Source organism: Leisingera sp. ABM4_060, from assembly GCF_056158765.1.
Genome location: NZ_JBSWTX010000001.1, coordinates 3796631 through 3813063, shown reverse-complemented (window position 1 = coordinate 3813063; position 16433 = coordinate 3796631). Strand labels below are relative to the sequence as shown.

Annotated in this window: 14 protein-coding genes and 2 pseudogenes; 5 read left to right on the top strand and 11 right to left on the bottom strand. The window is 63.7% G+C overall.

Annotated features, from left to right (window positions below; genetic code table 11):
* Window positions 1-2: 2 nt before the first annotated feature.
* The 5 genes and pseudogenes from ACXAEH_RS18390 to ACXAEH_RS18370 all read right to left on the bottom strand — a co-directional run bounded on the left by ACXAEH_RS18390 (window position 3) and on the right by ACXAEH_RS18370 (window position 5905).
* A pseudogene (locus tag ACXAEH_RS18390) lies at window positions 3-931 on the bottom strand (carbohydrate kinase family protein).
* On the bottom strand, window positions 928-1953 hold the full coding sequence (locus ACXAEH_RS18385) for a D-cysteine desulfhydrase family protein (RefSeq protein WP_475034814.1): 1026 nt from the start codon (window positions 1951-1953) through the stop codon (window positions 928-930). The pseudogene ACXAEH_RS18390 and the gene ACXAEH_RS18385 overlap by 4 nt, the downstream one beginning before the upstream one ends.
* 17 nt (window positions 1954-1970) lie before the next feature.
* Window positions 1971-2831 (bottom strand): D-amino acid aminotransferase, encoded by an 861-nt coding sequence (locus tag ACXAEH_RS18380; protein WP_475034812.1) that lies wholly within the window; start codon window positions 2829-2831, stop codon window positions 1971-1973.
* Complete coding sequence (locus ACXAEH_RS18375; RefSeq protein ID WP_475034811.1) at window positions 2816-3955, bottom strand: amidohydrolase/deacetylase family metallohydrolase; 1140 nt, start codon at window positions 3953-3955, stop codon at window positions 2816-2818. Before ACXAEH_RS18375 ends, ACXAEH_RS18380 begins: the two co-directional genes overlap by 16 nt.
* A 315-nt stretch (window positions 3956-4270) precedes the next feature.
* The gene (locus tag ACXAEH_RS18370) at window positions 4271-5905 is read right to left on the bottom strand and encodes a N,N-dimethylformamidase beta subunit family domain-containing protein (protein WP_475034810.1); all 1635 of its coding nucleotides are present in this window, start codon (window positions 5903-5905) and stop codon (window positions 4271-4273) included.
* Between the two features lie 136 nt (window positions 5906-6041).
* On the opposite strand from ACXAEH_RS18370, the gene ACXAEH_RS18365 reads away from it, so the two are divergent.
* Complete coding sequence (locus ACXAEH_RS18365; protein ID WP_475034808.1) at window positions 6042-6710, top strand: DsbA family oxidoreductase; 669 nt, start codon at window positions 6042-6044, stop codon at window positions 6708-6710.
* Between the two features lie 108 nt (window positions 6711-6818).
* Here the strand turns inward: ACXAEH_RS18365 and ACXAEH_RS18360 are convergent, their stop codons facing one another.
* On the bottom strand, window positions 6819-8147 hold the full coding sequence (locus tag ACXAEH_RS18360) for an aspartate aminotransferase family protein (protein ID WP_475034807.1): 1329 nt from the start codon (window positions 8145-8147) through the stop codon (window positions 6819-6821).
* 2 nt (window positions 8148-8149) lie between these two features.
* Complete coding sequence (locus ACXAEH_RS18355) at window positions 8150-8926, bottom strand: beta-keto acid cleavage family enzyme (RefSeq protein ID WP_475034806.1); 777 nt, start codon at window positions 8924-8926, stop codon at window positions 8150-8152.
* Window positions 8927-9210: 284 nt separating this feature from the next.
* Between ACXAEH_RS18355 and ACXAEH_RS18350 the strand changes: the two genes are divergently transcribed.
* Window positions 9211-10608 carry an aminotransferase family protein gene (locus ACXAEH_RS18350; RefSeq protein ID WP_475034804.1) on the top strand — a complete coding sequence of 466 codons (1398 nt, stop codon included), beginning with the start codon at window positions 9211-9213 and terminating at the stop codon, window positions 10606-10608.
* A gap of 84 nt (window positions 10609-10692) precedes the next feature.
* On the opposite strand, the gene ACXAEH_RS18345 is transcribed toward ACXAEH_RS18350, so the two are convergent.
* The 3 genes from ACXAEH_RS18345 to ACXAEH_RS18335 all read right to left on the bottom strand — a co-directional run bounded on the left by ACXAEH_RS18345 (window position 10693) and on the right by ACXAEH_RS18335 (window position 13002).
* Window positions 10693-11448 (bottom strand): SDR family oxidoreductase, encoded by a 756-nt coding sequence (locus ACXAEH_RS18345; protein ID WP_475034803.1) that lies wholly within the window; start codon window positions 11446-11448, stop codon window positions 10693-10695.
* Between the two features lie 218 nt (window positions 11449-11666).
* The gene (locus ACXAEH_RS18340; protein WP_475034802.1) at window positions 11667-12698 is read right to left on the bottom strand and encodes a permease; all 1032 of its coding nucleotides are present in this window, start codon (window positions 12696-12698) and stop codon (window positions 11667-11669) included.
* On the bottom strand, window positions 12691-13002 hold the full coding sequence (locus tag ACXAEH_RS18335) for an ArsR/SmtB family transcription factor (protein WP_475035623.1): 312 nt from the start codon (window positions 13000-13002) through the stop codon (window positions 12691-12693). Before ACXAEH_RS18335 ends, ACXAEH_RS18340 begins: the two co-directional genes overlap by 8 nt.
* 772 nt (window positions 13003-13774) lie before the next feature.
* Between ACXAEH_RS18335 and ACXAEH_RS18330 the strand changes: the two are divergent.
* Window positions 13775-14132 (top strand): annotated as a pseudogene (locus ACXAEH_RS18330) (transposase family protein); the annotation flags it as partial.
* 61 nt (window positions 14133-14193) lie between these two features.
* On the opposite strand, the gene ACXAEH_RS18325 reads toward ACXAEH_RS18330, so the two are convergent.
* Window positions 14194-14967 carry an IclR family transcriptional regulator gene (locus ACXAEH_RS18325; protein ID WP_475034801.1) on the bottom strand — a complete coding sequence of 258 codons (774 nt, stop codon included), beginning with the start codon at window positions 14965-14967 and terminating at the stop codon, window positions 14194-14196.
* A 214-nt stretch (window positions 14968-15181) separates the two neighbouring features.
* On the opposite strand from ACXAEH_RS18325, the gene ACXAEH_RS18320 reads away from it, so the two are divergent.
* Both ACXAEH_RS18320 and ACXAEH_RS18315 read left to right on the top strand, forming a co-directional pair.
* Window positions 15182-16018 (top strand): cyclase family protein, encoded by an 837-nt coding sequence (locus ACXAEH_RS18320; RefSeq protein WP_475034799.1) that lies wholly within the window; start codon window positions 15182-15184, stop codon window positions 16016-16018.
* A 68-nt stretch (window positions 16019-16086) separates the two neighbouring features.
* On the top strand, window positions 16087-16431 hold the full coding sequence (locus tag ACXAEH_RS18315; RefSeq protein WP_475034798.1) for a cupin domain-containing protein: 345 nt from the start codon (window positions 16087-16089) through the stop codon (window positions 16429-16431).
* Window positions 16432-16433: the final 2 nt, after the last annotated feature.

Below are 16433 nucleotides of genomic sequence, written 5' to 3'. Positions count from 1 at the left end.
AATCATCCGGGCAGCTCGCGGCGCCAAGGCGGGTTTGCCCCAGCGCGGGAGACGGTCACGGCGGCCGCCTTCACCGCGTATTGCAGGCAGGTTTCCAAGTCTTCTACGGCGGCCGTGCCCGCAGCCGCCGCTTGCAGAACGCCCAGTTCCTGCGCCTTGGCCAGAAAGCCCGCGTTGAACGTATCCCCCGCGCCCACCGTATCGGCGGCCTCAACCGGAACCGCATCCGCCTGCACGATCCGGCCATCCGCCAGATGCGCCTCCGCCCCCTCCCCGCCGCGGGTCAGCAGCAGAAGCTTTGGCCCGGCGGCTCTCAGCTCCCGCAGTTTTTCTCCGCTGTCCCCGCGGGGACAGAGCCAGGAAAGATCCTCCTGCGAGATCTTCACGATATCCGCCAGCGCGATCATTTCCCGCAGCCGCGCCCGGTAGGCCGCCTCGTCCTGCGCAAAACCCGCGCGCACATTCGGGTCCAGCATCACCACCCGCCGGCCCGCCTCCCCCGGGCCAGGGCAAGATAGGCCTCCGCCGCAGGCGGGTTGCACAGGCTGATGCCGCCAAGGAACAGCGCCTCCACGCTGTCCGGCACCTCCGGAATATCTGCCGCTGACAGAGACGCTCCCGCCGAGCCGCTGTCCAGAAAACTGTAGCTGGCCTCCCCTCTGGTCAGATGCACAAAGGCCAAAGTGCTGGGCCGCGGGCTGGTGACCGCCAAAGAAGCGTCCACCCCGGCCGCTGCCAGCGCGCCGCGCAGCTGCTGGCCGAATACATCGCAAGACAGCCCGGCGAACAGCCCCGCACGGGCGCCGAGCCGGCCCAAGCCCAGCGCCGTGTTGAACACCGACCCGCCGCAATGAGGCACATAGGCAGCCTCTCCCGCGGCGGTCTCTGCGGGGAACATGTCGATCAAGGCCTCACCGCAGCACAGGATCACGACCCGGCACCGCCGAACCCGAGTTCATTCTGGTAGGCAAACAGCGCAGGCAACCCGCCGGTATGCAGCAGCAGCACCTTCTGGCCCTTGCAGATCGCGCCATCCTCCAGCAGCCCCAACAGGCCCGCAAATGTTTTGGCGGAATAGACCGGATCCAGCAGGATGCCCTCCGCTGCCGCCATACGTTGCAGTGCCGTCCGGGTGGCGGGACCTGCACGTCCGTACCCCGGGGGAAGCGCGCCGTCCCAGGTGAGAATGCCGTCACCGGCAAAGGGGCGCGGGATGTTCATCAGCCCGGCCAGTTCCGCCGTCACCTGCTCCAGCCGCGCCTGCTGCTGCGCCGCATCCCGGCGCACGCAGATGCCATAAACCGGCGCGGTGATCCCCGATAGGCGCACCCCGGTCAGGAAACCGCCATGGGTCGCACCGCTGCCCGAGGGCACAACCGCCGCATCAAAGCCGCCGATCTGCGATGCCAGCTCTGCCCCGCCCTGCACATAGCCCAGCGCACCCAGCGGCGCGTGGCCAAGGCCGAGCGGGATGATGTAAGGCCTGCGCCCCGCCGCGCGCAGCTCTTCGGCGCGGGCTTCCAGCGCGGCATCAGCGCCGGCCTCGTCCTCTCCCTCCGGGTAACTCATGGCTTCGGCGCCCAGGATATCCGACAGGAAGACGTTGCCGTTGCTGTGGTAGAGCGGGTCCATCCCCGGCACCCGCTCCTCGCGCTGCAGCACCGCCTGTATACCGTATTTCGCAGCCGCGGCGGCGGCGGTGCGGGCAAAGTTCGACTGCACCGCGCCGGTGATCAGGATGGTGTCGGCCTCAGCCGCCCGCGCGGCGCCGATATAGAATTCCAGCTGCCGGGTCTTGTTGCCGCCGAAGCTGAGGCCCGTGAGGTCGTCACGCTTGATCCAGAGGTCGATATCCAGCTCCTTCGACAGCCGGTCGAGCCGCTCCAGCGGGGTTGGCTGCGACAGCAGGGGGGCGCGGGGGAAGGCGGAGAGGAGCGTGTCGATCCGGGGCATGGGCGGGTCCTTCGGGGTCAGGCGGAGCGGACGGCTTGCAGGTAAGCCGCACGTAAACGCAACGTAAAGTCGCCGGGCGCTCCGGCGCCGATGGGCTGGCCGTCGATCTCCACCACCGGCTCTACATAGCTGGAGGCGCCGGTGAGAAAGGCCTCATCCGCACTCAGCGCTTCCTCCAGGGTAAAGCGCCGGGTTTCAATGGCATAGCCCAGCTCTTCGGCCACCCGCAGCATGGTTTGGCGGGTGATGCCGTGCAGGATCTCGTTGGTCACGGGACGCGCCAGCAGCGTCTGGCCGCGGATGATGAAGAAACTGGTGGCACCGCCTTCGGTCACAAAACCATCGTCATCGACCATCAGCGCCTCATAGGCACCGGCCCGGGAGGCGGCGGTCTTGGCAATCACCTGGCCCAAGAGGTTCGAGGTCTTGATGTCCCGCCGCTTCCAGCGCAGGTCGGGGTGGGACTTCATGGAGACGCCAGAGACCGGTGCATCGGCCTTGCCTGAAACAGTCTCCTGGCTGAAGGCAAAGACATTGGGTTTCAGGGTGCCGCTGTAGACATAATCCCGGTTTGCCTCGCCCCGGGTGATGTGGAGATAGATAAAGCCTTCGGCTAGATTGTTTTCTGCAATCAGGTGGTTGCAGATCTCCAGGATTTCCTCCGGCGCCAGCGGCACAGGGAAATTCAGCTTGGCCATCGAGGCCTGCAGGCGTCCCATATGCATGGCGAAGTCAATCACCGTGCCATCGAGCACACCCAGCCCCTCATAGACCGCATCGGCGAACAGCAGCCCGCGGTCAAAGATCGAAAGCTTTGCCTCGGCTCCGGCCATGTAACTGCCGTTCAGATAGACGGTTTGCGTCAGGTGATTTGCCATATCCTGCCTCCCAATACGGTTCCGGCCGCAGTGATTTTCTGCGTGCCTTCAAATGCTTCCTTGTCGCCGTCCTCAAACGTGAACGCCCCCTCCTGCAAACGCAGGATCGAGGCGTCACCCACTGTGCCCGGCGCCAGCGTGCCCAGTTCCGGCCGCTGCACGGCGGCGGCGGCGTTCAAAGTGGCGGCGCGGATCACTTCGGGCAAAGGCATCCCGAGGGCCAGGAATTTCGACAACGTGGTGAGCAGATCAAAGGCCGGACCTTCGATGCAGAGCGTGTGCACGTCCGAGGAGATCGTATCGGGCCAAAACCCATTGGCCAGCATCTGCCGCGCCACCTGGACCGAGAAGGACGACATGCCGTGGCCGATGTCGAAGATCACGCCGCGGCGGCGCGCCTCCAGCACGGCCGGGCGCACCTCGCCGGTGCCTGTCAGCGGGGTGTTCGGGAAGGGGCGGAAGCAATGGGTCAGCACATCGCCTGGGCGCAGGCGGCGGACCACCTCGTCATAAGAGGGCGGCGGGTCGTCGATGTGGACCATCAGCGGCAGGCCGGCCTGTTCCGCGACCTGCAGGGCGAATTCCAGCGGCGCCATGCCGTGGATGCCAGAGGTCCAGGCGCCGAGGCGGACCTTGATGCCGATGATGGTGTCCGGGTTGGCCCTGGCAACTTCCAGCGCGGTGAGCGGATCCATCAGCCGCATCTCTTCGGACTCGCCGACCATGACGCGGTTGGAGAAGGCAAAGATGCCGGCGTGCGAGATATGCAGGTAGACAAGGATGCGCGCCTCGGCCAGGTCTATCACATGGTGCTGGAAGCCTGCGAAGTTGCCGGGGCCGGTGGAGCCGGTGTCGACCAGCGTCGTGACCGCGCTGGATTTGGCGTAGTCATCTGCCGCGATGCCGATCGAGGTGCCGCCCCAATAGACATGGGTGTGCAGGTCGATGAGACCGGGGGTGATCAGGCAGCCTGAGACATCCTCAATCCGGCCGGCGGTGCCGCTGATGCTGGCGGCCACTTCGGCGACCTTGCCGTCGGCAAAGGCGACCTGCATCGGGCGGTCGATGCCCTGGCCCGGGTCGATCAGATGCCCGCCGCGCAGGATCAGGTCATAGTCTGCCATGTTTGGTGCCTCCCAGCCGCGCCCTCCCAAGCGCAGACCGACTTTGGCGCAGCCGCCTGACAGGTCAACAGAAATCTGCGGCGGGGAAACATCCGGCCGCATTTTGACACCGCCTGCTACCGCAGGTTCGCGCCCCGCCAGCCAAAAAGCTCCCGCCCGGCTGCAGGCCGGGCCGCGTCATGCCGAAGGCATGCCTCCGGCATGACCCGCCCCCATGGGGCGGCGCGATGCGCCACCCCGCGGGTCTCTGCGGCCCTTACCGCAATATCTCTACGGTCAAGAAATCTGCGGGCCTGCTTGCAAATTACCCTTTCATTACGCCCCGAACCGGTCCAGCACGTTGCGGGTGACGCGCTCGACCTGCCAGTCGCGGCGGGTGAGGCCCATGACCCATTCGCAGGTGGCGGCGTTGAAGACCTCACCCGCCCCGCGTTGCCAGTGCACAATAACCCCGTTGCCGCGGGCGGAGCGGTCGACGGTTTCGGGCGTCGCCGCGCCATGCATCGCTTCCGCTTTGAACACCGCGTCGCCGTCGCCGATATAGATCGTCTCACCCCAGATGCCGTGATCGGGCTCTATGTTGGTGGCAAGACCCAGCGCCAGGATCTGCATCTGCGGGTCGGCGCCGTCGCTGCCGGTGGGATAGGGCAAGCCGTCCTCCATCCGGTAGTCCACCCCGTCCACCTCATAGCCGAAGATCCGCGAGGTGCCGCCGATCTGATCGCCATAACCCAGCTCGGCGCCGTCAAAGGCCCAATGCTGGGGCCGGTAGACGGTGTAGCCGCCGCTGTTCTGGCCGGCACAGCGGCCAAAGCCGGTGTACATGCCCTGCAACCCGTTGGCGCCAAAGGTCTTTGTGCCCGGCCAGTTGACCGGGGCCACTTCCCAGGCGGCGGTGGTCAGGTGTTCTTGCGCGGTGCCCGACAGCGGGTCCTGCGCGGCGTTGTATTTGTAGCAGACCTGGGTGCGGCCTTCGTCCTCGATCCTTGTTTGCCACAGGAAGTTGCCGGCAAAGCGCGCCACCCGGCCGCCGGTTTCGGAATAGCGGTCGACGGCGCGGCGCATGTTGGCGCTCCAGTATTCGTCGTGGCCCACGAAGACCACGCATTTGTGGCGGCTGAGCAGGTCCGGGTCCGCCTCGAGGTCGTGCTGGGTGGCAAAGTCGAGTTCATAGCCCTGCGCCTCGGCCCAGCGGGCAAAGTGGCGTTCATAGCTGGCCCAGCCGGCGGAGGCGTATTTCTTGGAGTAGCCGTAAGAATAAGCCCATTCCATGTAGGGGTAGCGCACCATGCCGCCCGGCACATGCGGGGTTTCGGGCACCGCGCGGGGGGCGCCTAGGGGCAGCTTGCAGAAACCGCGCGTCCAGGGGCGCTGGGTGGAGACCACGGGGGCGAAGGCGTTGCCTTCGGGGCCGGTGATGCCCTGGTAGTGGTTCGAGCCGCCCCAGCAGTTGTAGGCGAGCCAGGTGCCGGTGGCGCAGACCAGGAGATAAGGGGCCGCCGGACGATCCGGAGCGCGGCGGACCAGGATCAGGTGATGTTCCTCGACGCGGTCGCCGTCGCGTTCGGCACTTAGGGTGATCAGATAGCCGCCCTCCGGCCAGTCATCGGGGATGGTGAACTGGTAGGACATCTCCCAATCGCAGCCTTTGACTGAACAATCCGCCGGGGTTGGCTGATGGGTGCCTTTCAGGCCGGTCTCGCGCAGCACCGGGCGATAGTCTGCGCCGTCGCGGCCGATCTCCAGATCCCAGGTTCCGGCAGTGGTGGAGACGTGCAGCGCGACGGTGTCGCCCGGCGCATAGGTGACGCGCGGGGTGTAGCCCCAGATCTCCAGCACCGCCGCATCGCGGGCCGGGCCGATGTAGTAGTTATCCAGGATATGCCGCGCCTTGGCACGGGTGCGCGGGGTGTTGGCCGGGGTGGTGCTTTCGGAGGGGTGCGTGGTCATCGGGGCCTCAGGTCTTGGGTGCTGACGCCACGTTGGGAGAGTTCCGCGCGGCAGGCAAGCCTGTCTGCGACAGTTGTTTTCTGCCCTTACCGTTCCCATTTTCAGTGCAGCAACAATGCAGCGCAAAGGACCGGCAATGGCCAAAACCGCAAACAGCCCAGCCCTGAGGGTCGATATCATTTCCGACGTGGTCTGCCCCTGGTGTGCGGTGGGCTATAGCCAGCTGGCCTTTGCCGCCCGCCGGGCCGGCGTGGCGCTGGACATTCATTGGCAGCCGTTTGAACTGAACCCGGATATGGTGCCGGAGGGCGAGGAGCTGCGGGCGCATCTGGCGGCGAAATACGGCAGCACTGCTGAACAGTCCGCGCAGATTAGGGCGCAACTGACGGAGCTGGGCGAGGCGCTGGGGTTCACCTTCCGGTTTTTTGACGGGATGCGGATCTACAACACGTTCCAGGCGCATCAGCTGATCGAATGGGCCGAAGAGCGCGGCAAAGGGCATGCGATGAAACAGGCGCTGCTGGCTGCCTATTTCACTGATGGCAAGGATGTTTCGGAGCTTGAGATGCTGGTCGAGACGGCAGAGAGTATCGGCCTGGACGGCGCGGAAGCGCGGGCGGCGCTTGAAAGCGGCAAACATGCGGACAGCGTGCGCCAGCGCGAGGCGTTCTGGGTGAGCCAAGGCATCCGCGGGGTGCCTGCGATGGTGTTCAACGGCCGCCATTTGATGACCGGGGCGCAAGGCGTGGAAAACTATGCCAGCATCCTGGAGCAGCTGGGCGCTGCCGAAAGCGAATTTCGCTGAGGGCAGCGCCCGTCCCGGCGGGGTGGGAAGCGAAGCGCCCGCCCCGTGAGGGGCGGGACGGGCGCTGCCCGGCCTGCAGCCGGGCGATGCGTCATTTCTTCCAACCGCTTAGATTTGCGGCAGGCACTGGGTGATCGCGGTTTCCAGCTTGTCCACCACCTCAATGATCTGTTCCTCAGTGATGATGAAGGGCGGCGCCAGCAGGATGTGGTCGCCGTTCTGGCCGTCGCGGGTGCCGGACATCGGGTAGCAGATGAGGCCCGCCTGGAACGCCGCCTTCTTGATGTTCTTGGCCAGCGCCAGGGCGGGGTCGAAGGGCTCCTTGGTTTCGCGGTCGGCCACCAGCTCAACCCCGCGGAACAGGCCGCGTCCGCGGATGTCGCCAACGTTGGGATGCTGGCCGAAGCGGTCTTGCAGCGCGGATTGCAGCTTTTCACCCATCTCGGCGCAGCGCTGCACCAGCCCGCGCTCCAGCAGCGCTTTGACCACCGCCAGGCCGGCCGCAGTTGCCACCGGGTGGCCAATATAGGTGTGGCCGTGCTGGAAGAAGCCGGAGCCGTGCTCAATCGCCTCGTAGATCTGCTTGGTGCAGAGCATGGCGCCGATGGGCTGGTAGCCGGCGCCCAGCCCCTTGGCGATGCACAGGATATCGGGGGCCACGCCGTCCGCCTCGCAAGCAAACAGATGGCCGGTGCGGCCCATGCCGCACATCACCTCATCCAGGATCAGCAGCACGCCGTACTGGTCGCAGATCTCGCGGATGCGTTTGAAATAGCCCTCAACCGCCGGCACCGCGCCGGAGGTCGCGCCGACCACCGGCTCCGCCATGAAGGCCATCACGGTCTCCGGGCCGAGGCGGAGGATTTCCGCCTCCAGCTCATTTGCGACGCGCTGACCGTAGTCATAGCTGCTCTCGCCCTCCGCCTTGCCCACGTATTCGTAACAGGGGGAGATATGGGAGATTTCGATCAAAAGCGGCGCGAACTGAGTGCGGCGCCATTCGTTGCCGCCGGCCGCCAGCGCGCCAAGGGTGTTGCCGTGATAGCTTTGCTTGCGGGCGATAATGTGGCGGCGCTGCGGCTCGCCGCGCTCCAGGTGGTACTGGCGGGCGAGTTTGATGGCCGCCTCAGTGGCCTCAGAACCGCCAGAGACAAAATAGACCCGGTCAATATCGCCCGGCGCGTTGGCCACCAGCAGGTCTGCCAGTTCCTCGGCCGGTTCAGAGGTGAGGAAGCCGGTATGGGCAAAGGCCAGCTTGCCCGCCTGGTCCTGCACGGCTTTGATGACATCGGCGTCGGAATGGCCGAGGCAGGACACGGCGGCGCCGCCGGAGCCGTCAAAGTAACGCTTGCCGCTGGCGTCAATCAGATAGCAGCCGTCGCCGGAGACGGCGGTGGGCAGGTCGGCTTTGGTGTGGCGGGGGAAAACGTGGCTCATGATCAATGCTCCTTGAGGGTATGGCCCTGGGCCTTTGCAGCCTGAACGAAGGCGGCAACCGAGGCTGCGTTGTCTGCCAGCAGCCCGCCCTCAGGTGTTTCGATGTTATTCTCAAATCCGATTCGCGCATCCCCGCCCGCGGCCACGGCAGCCAGCAGGCAGGCGTGCTCATGCCGGCCAAAGGCGCAGACGGTCCAGTTCAGGCGCAAATCTGCCGTTGCGTCACGGAATGCCGTCAGGCCTTCGGGCTGTGCCAGCACCGGCGGGTTGTACTTGCCCAGAACAAAGATCGCGTCTCGCATGGCATCCGGCACGATGCCGTCCTGATACCAGGCATTAAGCTGGGCGATGCACTCGGGGCCATAGAGGATGTGCTGCACTTGGGTGCCGGCCTCCAGGCACAGCGCATAGGCGCGTGCGGCCAGCTGCGGATCGCGGGCCATCTCCCGTACCGAGACCGAGGCGGCGGCAGGGCGCAGTGCCTCCAGGCAGGCAAGCTGAGCAGCCACATCATAGATCCCGGCGCTCTCGGTGGTGATCTGCACGGCCATGCCCGGCGCGCTTTCCCGCACCGCATCAAGGGCTTCGCGGTAGCGGCCCGCGTCCAGCGAGTGGCCCCCTGCATCATCGCGTACGTGCAGGTGCAGCGCCTGGGCGCCGGCCGCGAAACAGGCGGCTGCCGTCTGTGCGGTCTGCTGCGGTGTCACCGGCAGTTCCGCATGATCCCCGCGCGTGCGCCGGGCACCGTTCGGGGCCGCCATCAAATTGAATTCCGCCACCGGTCTCCTCCTTTGCGGCCTGCCCTGCGGCGACTCGTGCCCAGGGGTTGATGCAGACTGACCCGGCGGCACATCCGCTCTCAAGAAGGCGCTTTCAAAACATCTGTTCTATTCCATTTCATGCCGGGCAGCCCGCCGGATTTGCCCGCCTCTGGACCTAAGCAAGCACATGCTCTGGCCCTAACGAATTATACGAAACTGACGTTTCTGGTACATAATACGCCTCAGAAGCCCTGTAGGGTTCTGGGCAGCCTGATTCACTTCCAACGCCGAAAGGACATGTCATGGACGGCACGTTCAACGAAAACGATCTCTCCCGCGTAGTCGAGGCCGACAAGGCCCACATGTGGCACCACCTGTTCCAGCACAAGGCGCTGGAAACCTCTGACCCGCGCATCATTGTCGAGGGCAAGGGCATGCGCGTCTGGGATCAGAACGGCAAGGAGTTCCTGGATGCGGTCTCCGGCGGTGTGTGGACCGTCAACGTCGGCTATGGCCGCGAGAGCGTCTGCAAGGCTGTCTATGACCAGCTGATGAAGATCTGCTACTTCGCCAACTCCGCGGGCTCCATCCCCGGCGCGCTGTTTGCCGAAAAGCTGATCGAGAAGATGCCGGGCATGACCCGCGTCTACTACACCAACTCCGGATCGGAGGCCAACGAGAAGGCCTTCAAGATGATCCGTCAGATCGCCCACAAGAAATACGGCGGCAAGAAGACCAAGATCCTGTACCGCGACCGCGACTACCACGGCTCCACCCTGGCAACCATGTCGGCCGGCGGCCAGGACGAGCGCAACGCGCAGTACGGCCCCTTTGCGCCGGACTTTGTCCGCGTGCCGCACTGCATGGAATACCGCAAGCATGAGCTGGGCCTGGAGCATCTGTCCGGCCGCGAGTTCGGCATTGCCGCGGCGGACGCGATCGAAGAAGTGATCCTGCGCGAAGGCCCGGAAACCGTTGGCGCCCTGTGCCTGGAGCCGGTGACCGCAGGCGGCGGCGTCATTGAAGCGCCGGAAGGCTACTGGGAGCGCGTGCAGGAGATCTGCAAAAAGTACGACGTGCTGCTGCACATCGACGAAGTGGTCTGCGGCGTCGGCCGCACCGGCAAGTGGTTCGGCTACCAGCAGTACGGCATCAAGCCCGACTTCGTGACCATGGCCAAAGGCGTGGCCTCCGGTTACGCGGCAATCGCCTGCATGGTCACCACCGAGGAAGTCTTTGAACTGTTCAAGGACGACAGCGCCGATCCGATGAACTACTTCCGCGACATCTCCACCTTCGGCGGCTGCACTGCAGGCCCGGCGGCGGCGCTGGAGAACATGCGCATCATCGAGGAAGAGAACCTGCTGGAAAACACCGTCGCCATGGGCGAGCGGATGCTGAACAACCTGCGCGCGCTGCAGGAGAAGCACGCCGTGATCGGCGACGTGCGCGGCAAGGGCCTGTTCCTGGGTGTTGAGCTGGTTCAGGACCGCGAAACCAAGGAGCCGGTGGACGAGAAGCTGGCCCAGCAGGTTGTCGCGGACTGCGGCGCACAGGGTGTGATCATCGGTGTCACCAACCGCTCGCTGCCGGGCCGCAACAACACCCTGTGCTTCAGCCCGGCGCTGATCGCCACTGCGGACGACATCGACGCGATCTGCGACGCGGTCGACAAGGCCCTGACCAAAGTTTTCGGCTGACACCTTCTCCCTGTTGGACGAACTGACTGCGCCCCGGACATTCCGGGGCGCTTTTTCGTTCAGGGCTTTCAGCCGGGGCGGGGCTCAGACAAGCCGCGCCGCAATCCCGCCGTCCACGGCCACCGGCCCGCCGGTCACGAAGCTGGAGCGGTCAGACAGAAGAAACAGCGCGCCTTGGGCGATTTCCTTCGGCTCGGCCATCCGTTTCATCGGATGCAGCCCGGCAATGAAACTGTGGATGTCCGGATCATCGCCGGCCATGGCGGTTTTTGTCCCCCCTGGCAGCAGCGCGTTTGCCCGGATGCCCTCCGCGGCCAGATCGGACGCCAGCGACTGCACCAGTCCGATCAGCCCCGCCTTCGAGGCTGCATAGGCCCCCATGCCCGGCATGCCGCCGTTGCTGAACCCGACAAAGGAGCCGGTGAACACCAGCGACCCGCCGCCCCTTGCGCGCAGAGCCGGTATCTGTGCCTTGGCCGAGAAAAACGCTCCGGTCAGGTTGGCCGCAATCACCGCGTTCCAATTGGCGGCATCCATCTGATCCACCGGTCCGGTTTCGCCCATCATGCCGGCGTTGTTGAAAGCCCCGTCCAGCCCGCCGAACTCTTCTGCCGCCAGCGCAACCAGGGCTTCGCAATAGGGTTCCGATGTGACATCCCCGGCCAGAAGGGCCGCCCTGCCGCCGCTTTGGTTGATCTGCCCGGCAAGGGTTTGCAGTTCAGATTGCCGCCGCGCGCCCAGCACGACATTGGCCCCTTCTGCTGCAAACAGCAGCGCCGCCGCCGCGCCGATACCGCTGCTGGCACCGGTGATGATCAGTGTCTTGTCCTTCAGTTCCATCGTCAAAGCCTCCATAGGTTGAATGCCTTGACCTAACCGCGGCCTTAGCGTGCTCTCGACCCGTTTCTTGCGGTTGCCGCCAGTGCCCGCCCCGTTCCTGCAAGAAACGGGTCGGGAAAGACGGGATGCGCCGCGCGTCAGCGCGGCGCCGGACCCAACGGGAGCGGGGCAATCTTTGATTGCCTTGCGACGGGCGGGAGTGCTCCGCCGCAGGCGCCTCAGACCAGCTGGAACAGGATGCCGGAGATGATCGCGCCGCTGACCCCCAGTCCCAGATAAGTGGCGAACACCTTTGGCTTCACCAGCGACCAGACCGCCGCCATGGCAGGCACCGAGCTCACCGCGCCGGCCACCATAAAGGCCATCGCCGCACCGGCGCTCATGCCCTGCTCCATCAGCCCCGCCAGCAAGGGCGGCGCGACATAGGAGTTGAGGTAGGCCGGCATCCCGACAAGCGCCGCGATGGCAATCGGCAGCACGCCTTCGCCGCCCACCAGCCCTGCAATCACATCCGCAGGCACATAGTGCACCAGCAGCGATTCCAGAACATAGGCCAGGGCCAGCCATTTCAGCAGGAACACCCCGTTGGAGACGAACTCGCTGCGGAATTTCACCCGGCGCTCTGCCTCACTCCAGAACTTCCAGTTCGGCGTGGCATCCAGCTTTGGGGCGCCGCAGCTGCTGCAGCCGGCGGCCGGCTGCTGGCGCAATGGGCTGGCAAAGACGCCCTGCCCGCGTAAAAGCTTGATGGCAAAGCCGCCGAACAGCCCCAGCGCCACCGCCGCCACTGCCTTGCCGATGGCGAAGGGCCAGCCCAAAGCACCGGCGGTGATCAAGAGCGTCGGCGGATCGATCAGCGGCGACGAGAGCCAGAAAGCCATCACCGCAGACAAAGGCGCGCCTAAAGCCAGAAGTCCGGCGATGAAGGGAATCACTTCGCAAGAGCAGAACGGCGCCAGCCCGCCGAACAGCGCAGCCAGGAAAATCATCCGGGTTTCGCGGCCCTCAAAGGCGCGCGCCACCATAACCTCGGCACCTGTGGCCTTGAGATAGGCCAGCAGCAGCACCGCAAACAGGATGTATTTGGCGGTGCTCGCCAATGCGGACAAGGCAAAGCCGGCAACCGAGCCGAAATTGCCCGGATCCAGTACAGCCGCCGCTGCCAGCAGGGCAACGCTCAAGGTCCAGGGTGTCTTCAGCCAGCTGCCCAGCGTTTTCGCAGCCCGGGGGTTCTGTGTCAGATCAGCCATCGTTTGCCGCCTTTCCAGCTGCGTCCGCGCAGCACTCGCTGAGAATGAAACCGGCCAGCGCCTCCAGCCGGGTGAAACCGGCACGGCTGATGGTCGAACGCCCCATGCGTTCCTGGTCGACCACACCCGCAGCGGACAGGAATTTCAGATGATGCGCCAGGGTCGACGGAGCGATGCCGGTGCGGTCCTGGATCTCCCCCACCGTCAGCCCAGCCTCGCCGGCCTGGGTCAGGCAGCGCAGCACGTGCAACCGGGCCTCGGCCCCCATCGCAGCAAAGCCCTGCGCGGCTTCTTCCCACTCCATTTCGTGAGGCATGATGTCAGCTCCAATTGATTCGTTAAAACTAGTTTTATGGTTTTATTTGATGAGTTTCAAGAGGCGCTTTTCTGACCTGCCGAAGCTGCAAATGCAGGTGATCGTCATGCCGCACCGCGCGGCAGCCCTGGAAACGCAGCTTAGCGGAGCGCAGGCCCAGCTGGTCCTGAAGATGCGGCTCCGGAAAACCTGCCCCGCCCGGCTGTCTGCTTCCAGCACTTGCACAAGGTGCCGGGTGCCCGGCGCATCCACCTGCAAGTCCAGCCGCAACAGCTGCAGCGCAGTCAAATTCCTACGCAGCGTCAGACAAGTGCCGGGGCAGTCAGTTGGCCCCCGTTCGAAGGCAGAGTAGCCGATTGGAGACCGGGTTGCCCTGGGGGCATACCTGCCGTTACCTGCAAACATAATCGGCTCGACCTGCAATCATCACGTTTTTCGGCCCGAAATTTCTGCATCTATCCGGCACCCCAAACCCGGAATGTCTGCGATTGAACCCACATTATTTGCGACGGGCTTGCAATCACCCGTCCCGGCTCACATTAAATGCGAACAGGATTTGCCAGGAGTTTTCAAACACCTGCACCTGTCTGACTTCCCGTCTGCAACTTACTTCACTGAACGTAGAAATTCGGACGCGATTTCAGGACAGGATTATTCAAAGTCTCCGGGCGCGGGTTCGGCGGCGGCATGGCGTCTAGGATCAGGCCCCATTGTTTTCCGAGAGCCGGCGTGAATCACGATTCGAAAACGAGCGGTGAACATGTCTGATCTCTTCTGGCTGACCGACGCGCAGATGACGCGTCTTGAGCCTTTCCTTCCAAAGTCGCACGGCATGCCCCGATTTGGTGACCGACGTGTGTTAAACGAATTTTTCTTCATCAACCGCAATGGCTTACGCAGGTTCGACGCGCCAATGGAATATGGCCCGTATCGTGAGACGGGACCGTCGTCCCAGTGGGGCGGCATAAGCCCGGTGAGCGCTGTATAACCGTTGGAAACGGTGGAGCGGCAAGGGTATCTTCGCTGCAATGCTCACCGGCTTGGCCGCCGAACACGGCGGAAAGAAGACTGTGATGATCGGCACTCCATGCTGGCGCTCCAGAAGAGCAGAAATGTCAGATCAAGTCGCGTGTTTTACAGGTAAATTCTTGCCCAAGACTGAAAGCAGTTTGCAATATTTCACACCTCTCCCTCCTGGCGGGCAAAATACTGTCTCAAGCTTTTCGCCGTCGCCTGCAGCGCTTTTTCAACGTCCTCGCTTCGACTTCCATACCGCGACGTGGGCATCGGGACCGAAATGGCATGCAGATCCCCGTGCCAGTCGCGGAATGCTATCCCGATTGCGGAAATTCCCTCCGAGTGATCATCCTGATCATAAGCGATGCCGGATTGCCGCACATTGCTCAGCAATTCCAGAATGTCTTCCTCATGTTTGTGAGCCCCCGTGCGCTGCCATTCTTCGCGGATCAGTTCGAGCGCCTCTTCCTCGGGCAATTGCGCCAGGCAGGCGCGGCCGTTGGCGGTTGTAGTCAGCGGAAACACTTCGCCGACTTTTGAAACAGTGGTGAGCCGCTGGGTTCCTGGCACTTGATCAAGAAACACCATGCCTGCCCCGCGCAGGGCGGACAAGTCCGCCGTTTCCCCGGTTTTCTGCGTCAGTTCCGTCAGCAGCAGCCGGCAATGCTCCACGATGTTGAACTGTGCCGCTTTGGCGAGCGTGTTGAGCTCCGGGCCCAGCTTCAGCCCGCGGCCCTGGATATCGCTGACCACAAAGTTCTCGGCAGCCAGAGCCCCCGTGATTCGCTGCACCGTAGAGCGGGGCAATCCGACCCGGTCTGCGATTTGCCCTAGGCTCATTCCTGTATCAGTTTCTTTGAGCGCGCGCAGGATTGCCGCTGCGCGGGAAATGACCTGAATTCCACCTTTGTCATTTTTCACTTCTTTTTCAGCCATTTAAATACCCTTCAAATGTGTCTTCCGTGATTTTCCGGCGGTTCATATCGCTCGTTACTGCACCACAATGCGGTGCAAGTCAACTGCATCGCGATTTACTTGTTGACCGCATTGCGGTGCATGTGCATCAATATGCGGGACAGATGGGAAGCCATCCTGAACAAGTTTGAAACAACCAGCACCGGGATTCCGGTGAACAGAGGAGATGTGCCTGATGGTGAAAATCCGCGGCATCGAGTTCCAGGCAAACACTGACAACGACATGGGCCTGGAGTTCTACAACCTGAGCCACCGCTACGGGTTCCAGTGCCCGAACTGGCCGTACTTCAAAGACGTGCAGATCGATCGAAAGCACTACATGGCCAAGTCCGGCGTGCTGTCGCAGACGATTACCACCACCATGCATGTGACCACTCACATTGATGCGCCGGCGCATGTGGTTCCGGGCACGCCCTTCATTGATGAAGTGCCGCTGCCGCATTTCTTCGGCTCCGGGCTGGTTGTCTCCATCCCCAAGAAGAAATGGGAGCAGATCACCGCCGACGACCTGGAAAAGGCTTGCGGCCACGCCATCCGCAAGGGCGATGTGCTGATCATCAACACCGGCTGGCACAAGCAGTATGAGGACGGCGATTACTTTGCCTATTGCCCCGGTCTGGTGTCTTCGGCGGCAGATTGGATGATTGAAAAAGGCGTCAAGGTTGTCGGCCACGACACCCAGGCCAATGACCACCCTCTGGCCACCGCCATCGGCCCGCAGCGCAACGGCCCGATCCTGCCGCATCTGGAACAGGAATACCTGGAGTGGTCCGGTGGCCGCGACTGGAAAGACGATTTCCCGGAATGGGAGCCGGTTCACAACAAGCTTTTCGCAGAAGGCATTCTGGGCATCGAGAACGTCGGTGGAGATCTGGATGCAGTGTCGGGCAAGCGATGCACCTTCGCCTTCTTCCCCTGGAACTGGGACCGAGGCGACGGCTGCATCATCCGCCTGGTGGCGATGATCGACAAGGAACAGACCTACCGGATCGAGGCAGGCGCGCGTTTCTGAGCATTCCCCGGACTGGCTGCCGGGCAACCGGCAGCCGCTTTTTCCGCAACAGCAAAACGAGCCGCCTTATGCACTTAAAACGGTTTTCAGATGCCCAGCCCTATGACGCGCCGAACCACTTTGGCTGCCATGGCCTGCGGCTGCAGGGGTTCGAGGCAAACGGTCCCGTAAATCAATGGGTGGGTCTGAGCCACTTTCTGCCCGGCGGCGGTGCAGGCCCGGACACGACACCATTCGAAAAGGTCTACGTTGTTTTGGAAGGTGAGATCACCGTGACCATCAACGGCCAGGACACTGCATTGAGGAAATATGACAGCTGCACCATCGCGCCGAACGAAATCCGCAAGATCGAGAACCGCAGCAACAGCGTTTGCACCATGCTGGTCATCATTCCCTATCCGCCGGAGGCCTGAGA

What these genes read in the sequence shown, in the direction of transcription:
- ACXAEH_RS18345 (WP_475034803.1), bottom strand. Translation starts at nt 11,448, where the DNA reads ATGGAACTGAAGGACAAGACACTGATCATCACCGGTGCCAGCAGCGGT.
- ACXAEH_RS18315 (WP_475034798.1), top strand. Translation starts at nt 16,087, where the DNA reads ATGCACTTAAAACGGTTTTCAGATGCCCAGCCCTATGACGCGCCGAAC.
- ACXAEH_RS18365 (WP_475034808.1), top strand. Translation starts at nt 6,042, where the DNA reads ATGGCCAAAACCGCAAACAGCCCAGCCCTGAGGGTCGATATCATTTCC.
- ACXAEH_RS18385 (WP_475034814.1), bottom strand. Translation starts at nt 1,953, where the DNA reads ATGCCCCGGATCGACACGCTCCTCTCCGCCTTCCCCCGCGCCCCCCTG.
- ACXAEH_RS18370 (WP_475034810.1), bottom strand. Translation starts at nt 5,905, where the DNA reads ATGACCACGCACCCCTCCGAAAGCACCACCCCGGCCAACACCCCGCGC.
- ACXAEH_RS18340 (WP_475034802.1), bottom strand. Translation starts at nt 12,698, where the DNA reads ATGGCTGATCTGACACAGAACCCCCGGGCTGCGAAAACGCTGGGCAGC.
- ACXAEH_RS18325 (WP_475034801.1), bottom strand. Translation starts at nt 14,967, where the DNA reads ATGGCTGAAAAAGAAGTGAAAAATGACAAAGGTGGAATTCAGGTCATT.
- ACXAEH_RS18320 (WP_475034799.1), top strand. Translation starts at nt 15,182, where the DNA reads ATGGTGAAAATCCGCGGCATCGAGTTCCAGGCAAACACTGACAACGAC.
- ACXAEH_RS18380 (WP_475034812.1), bottom strand. Translation starts at nt 2,831, where the DNA reads ATGGCAAATCACCTGACGCAAACCGTCTATCTGAACGGCAGTTACATG.
- ACXAEH_RS18360 (WP_475034807.1), bottom strand. Translation starts at nt 8,147, where the DNA reads ATGAGCCACGTTTTCCCCCGCCACACCAAAGCCGACCTGCCCACCGCC.
- ACXAEH_RS18350 (WP_475034804.1), top strand. Translation starts at nt 9,211, where the DNA reads ATGGACGGCACGTTCAACGAAAACGATCTCTCCCGCGTAGTCGAGGCC.
- ACXAEH_RS18335 (WP_475035623.1), bottom strand. Translation starts at nt 13,002, where the DNA reads ATGGAGTGGGAAGAAGCCGCGCAGGGCTTTGCTGCGATGGGGGCCGAG.
- ACXAEH_RS18375 (WP_475034811.1), bottom strand. Translation starts at nt 3,955, where the DNA reads ATGGCAGACTATGACCTGATCCTGCGCGGCGGGCATCTGATCGACCCG.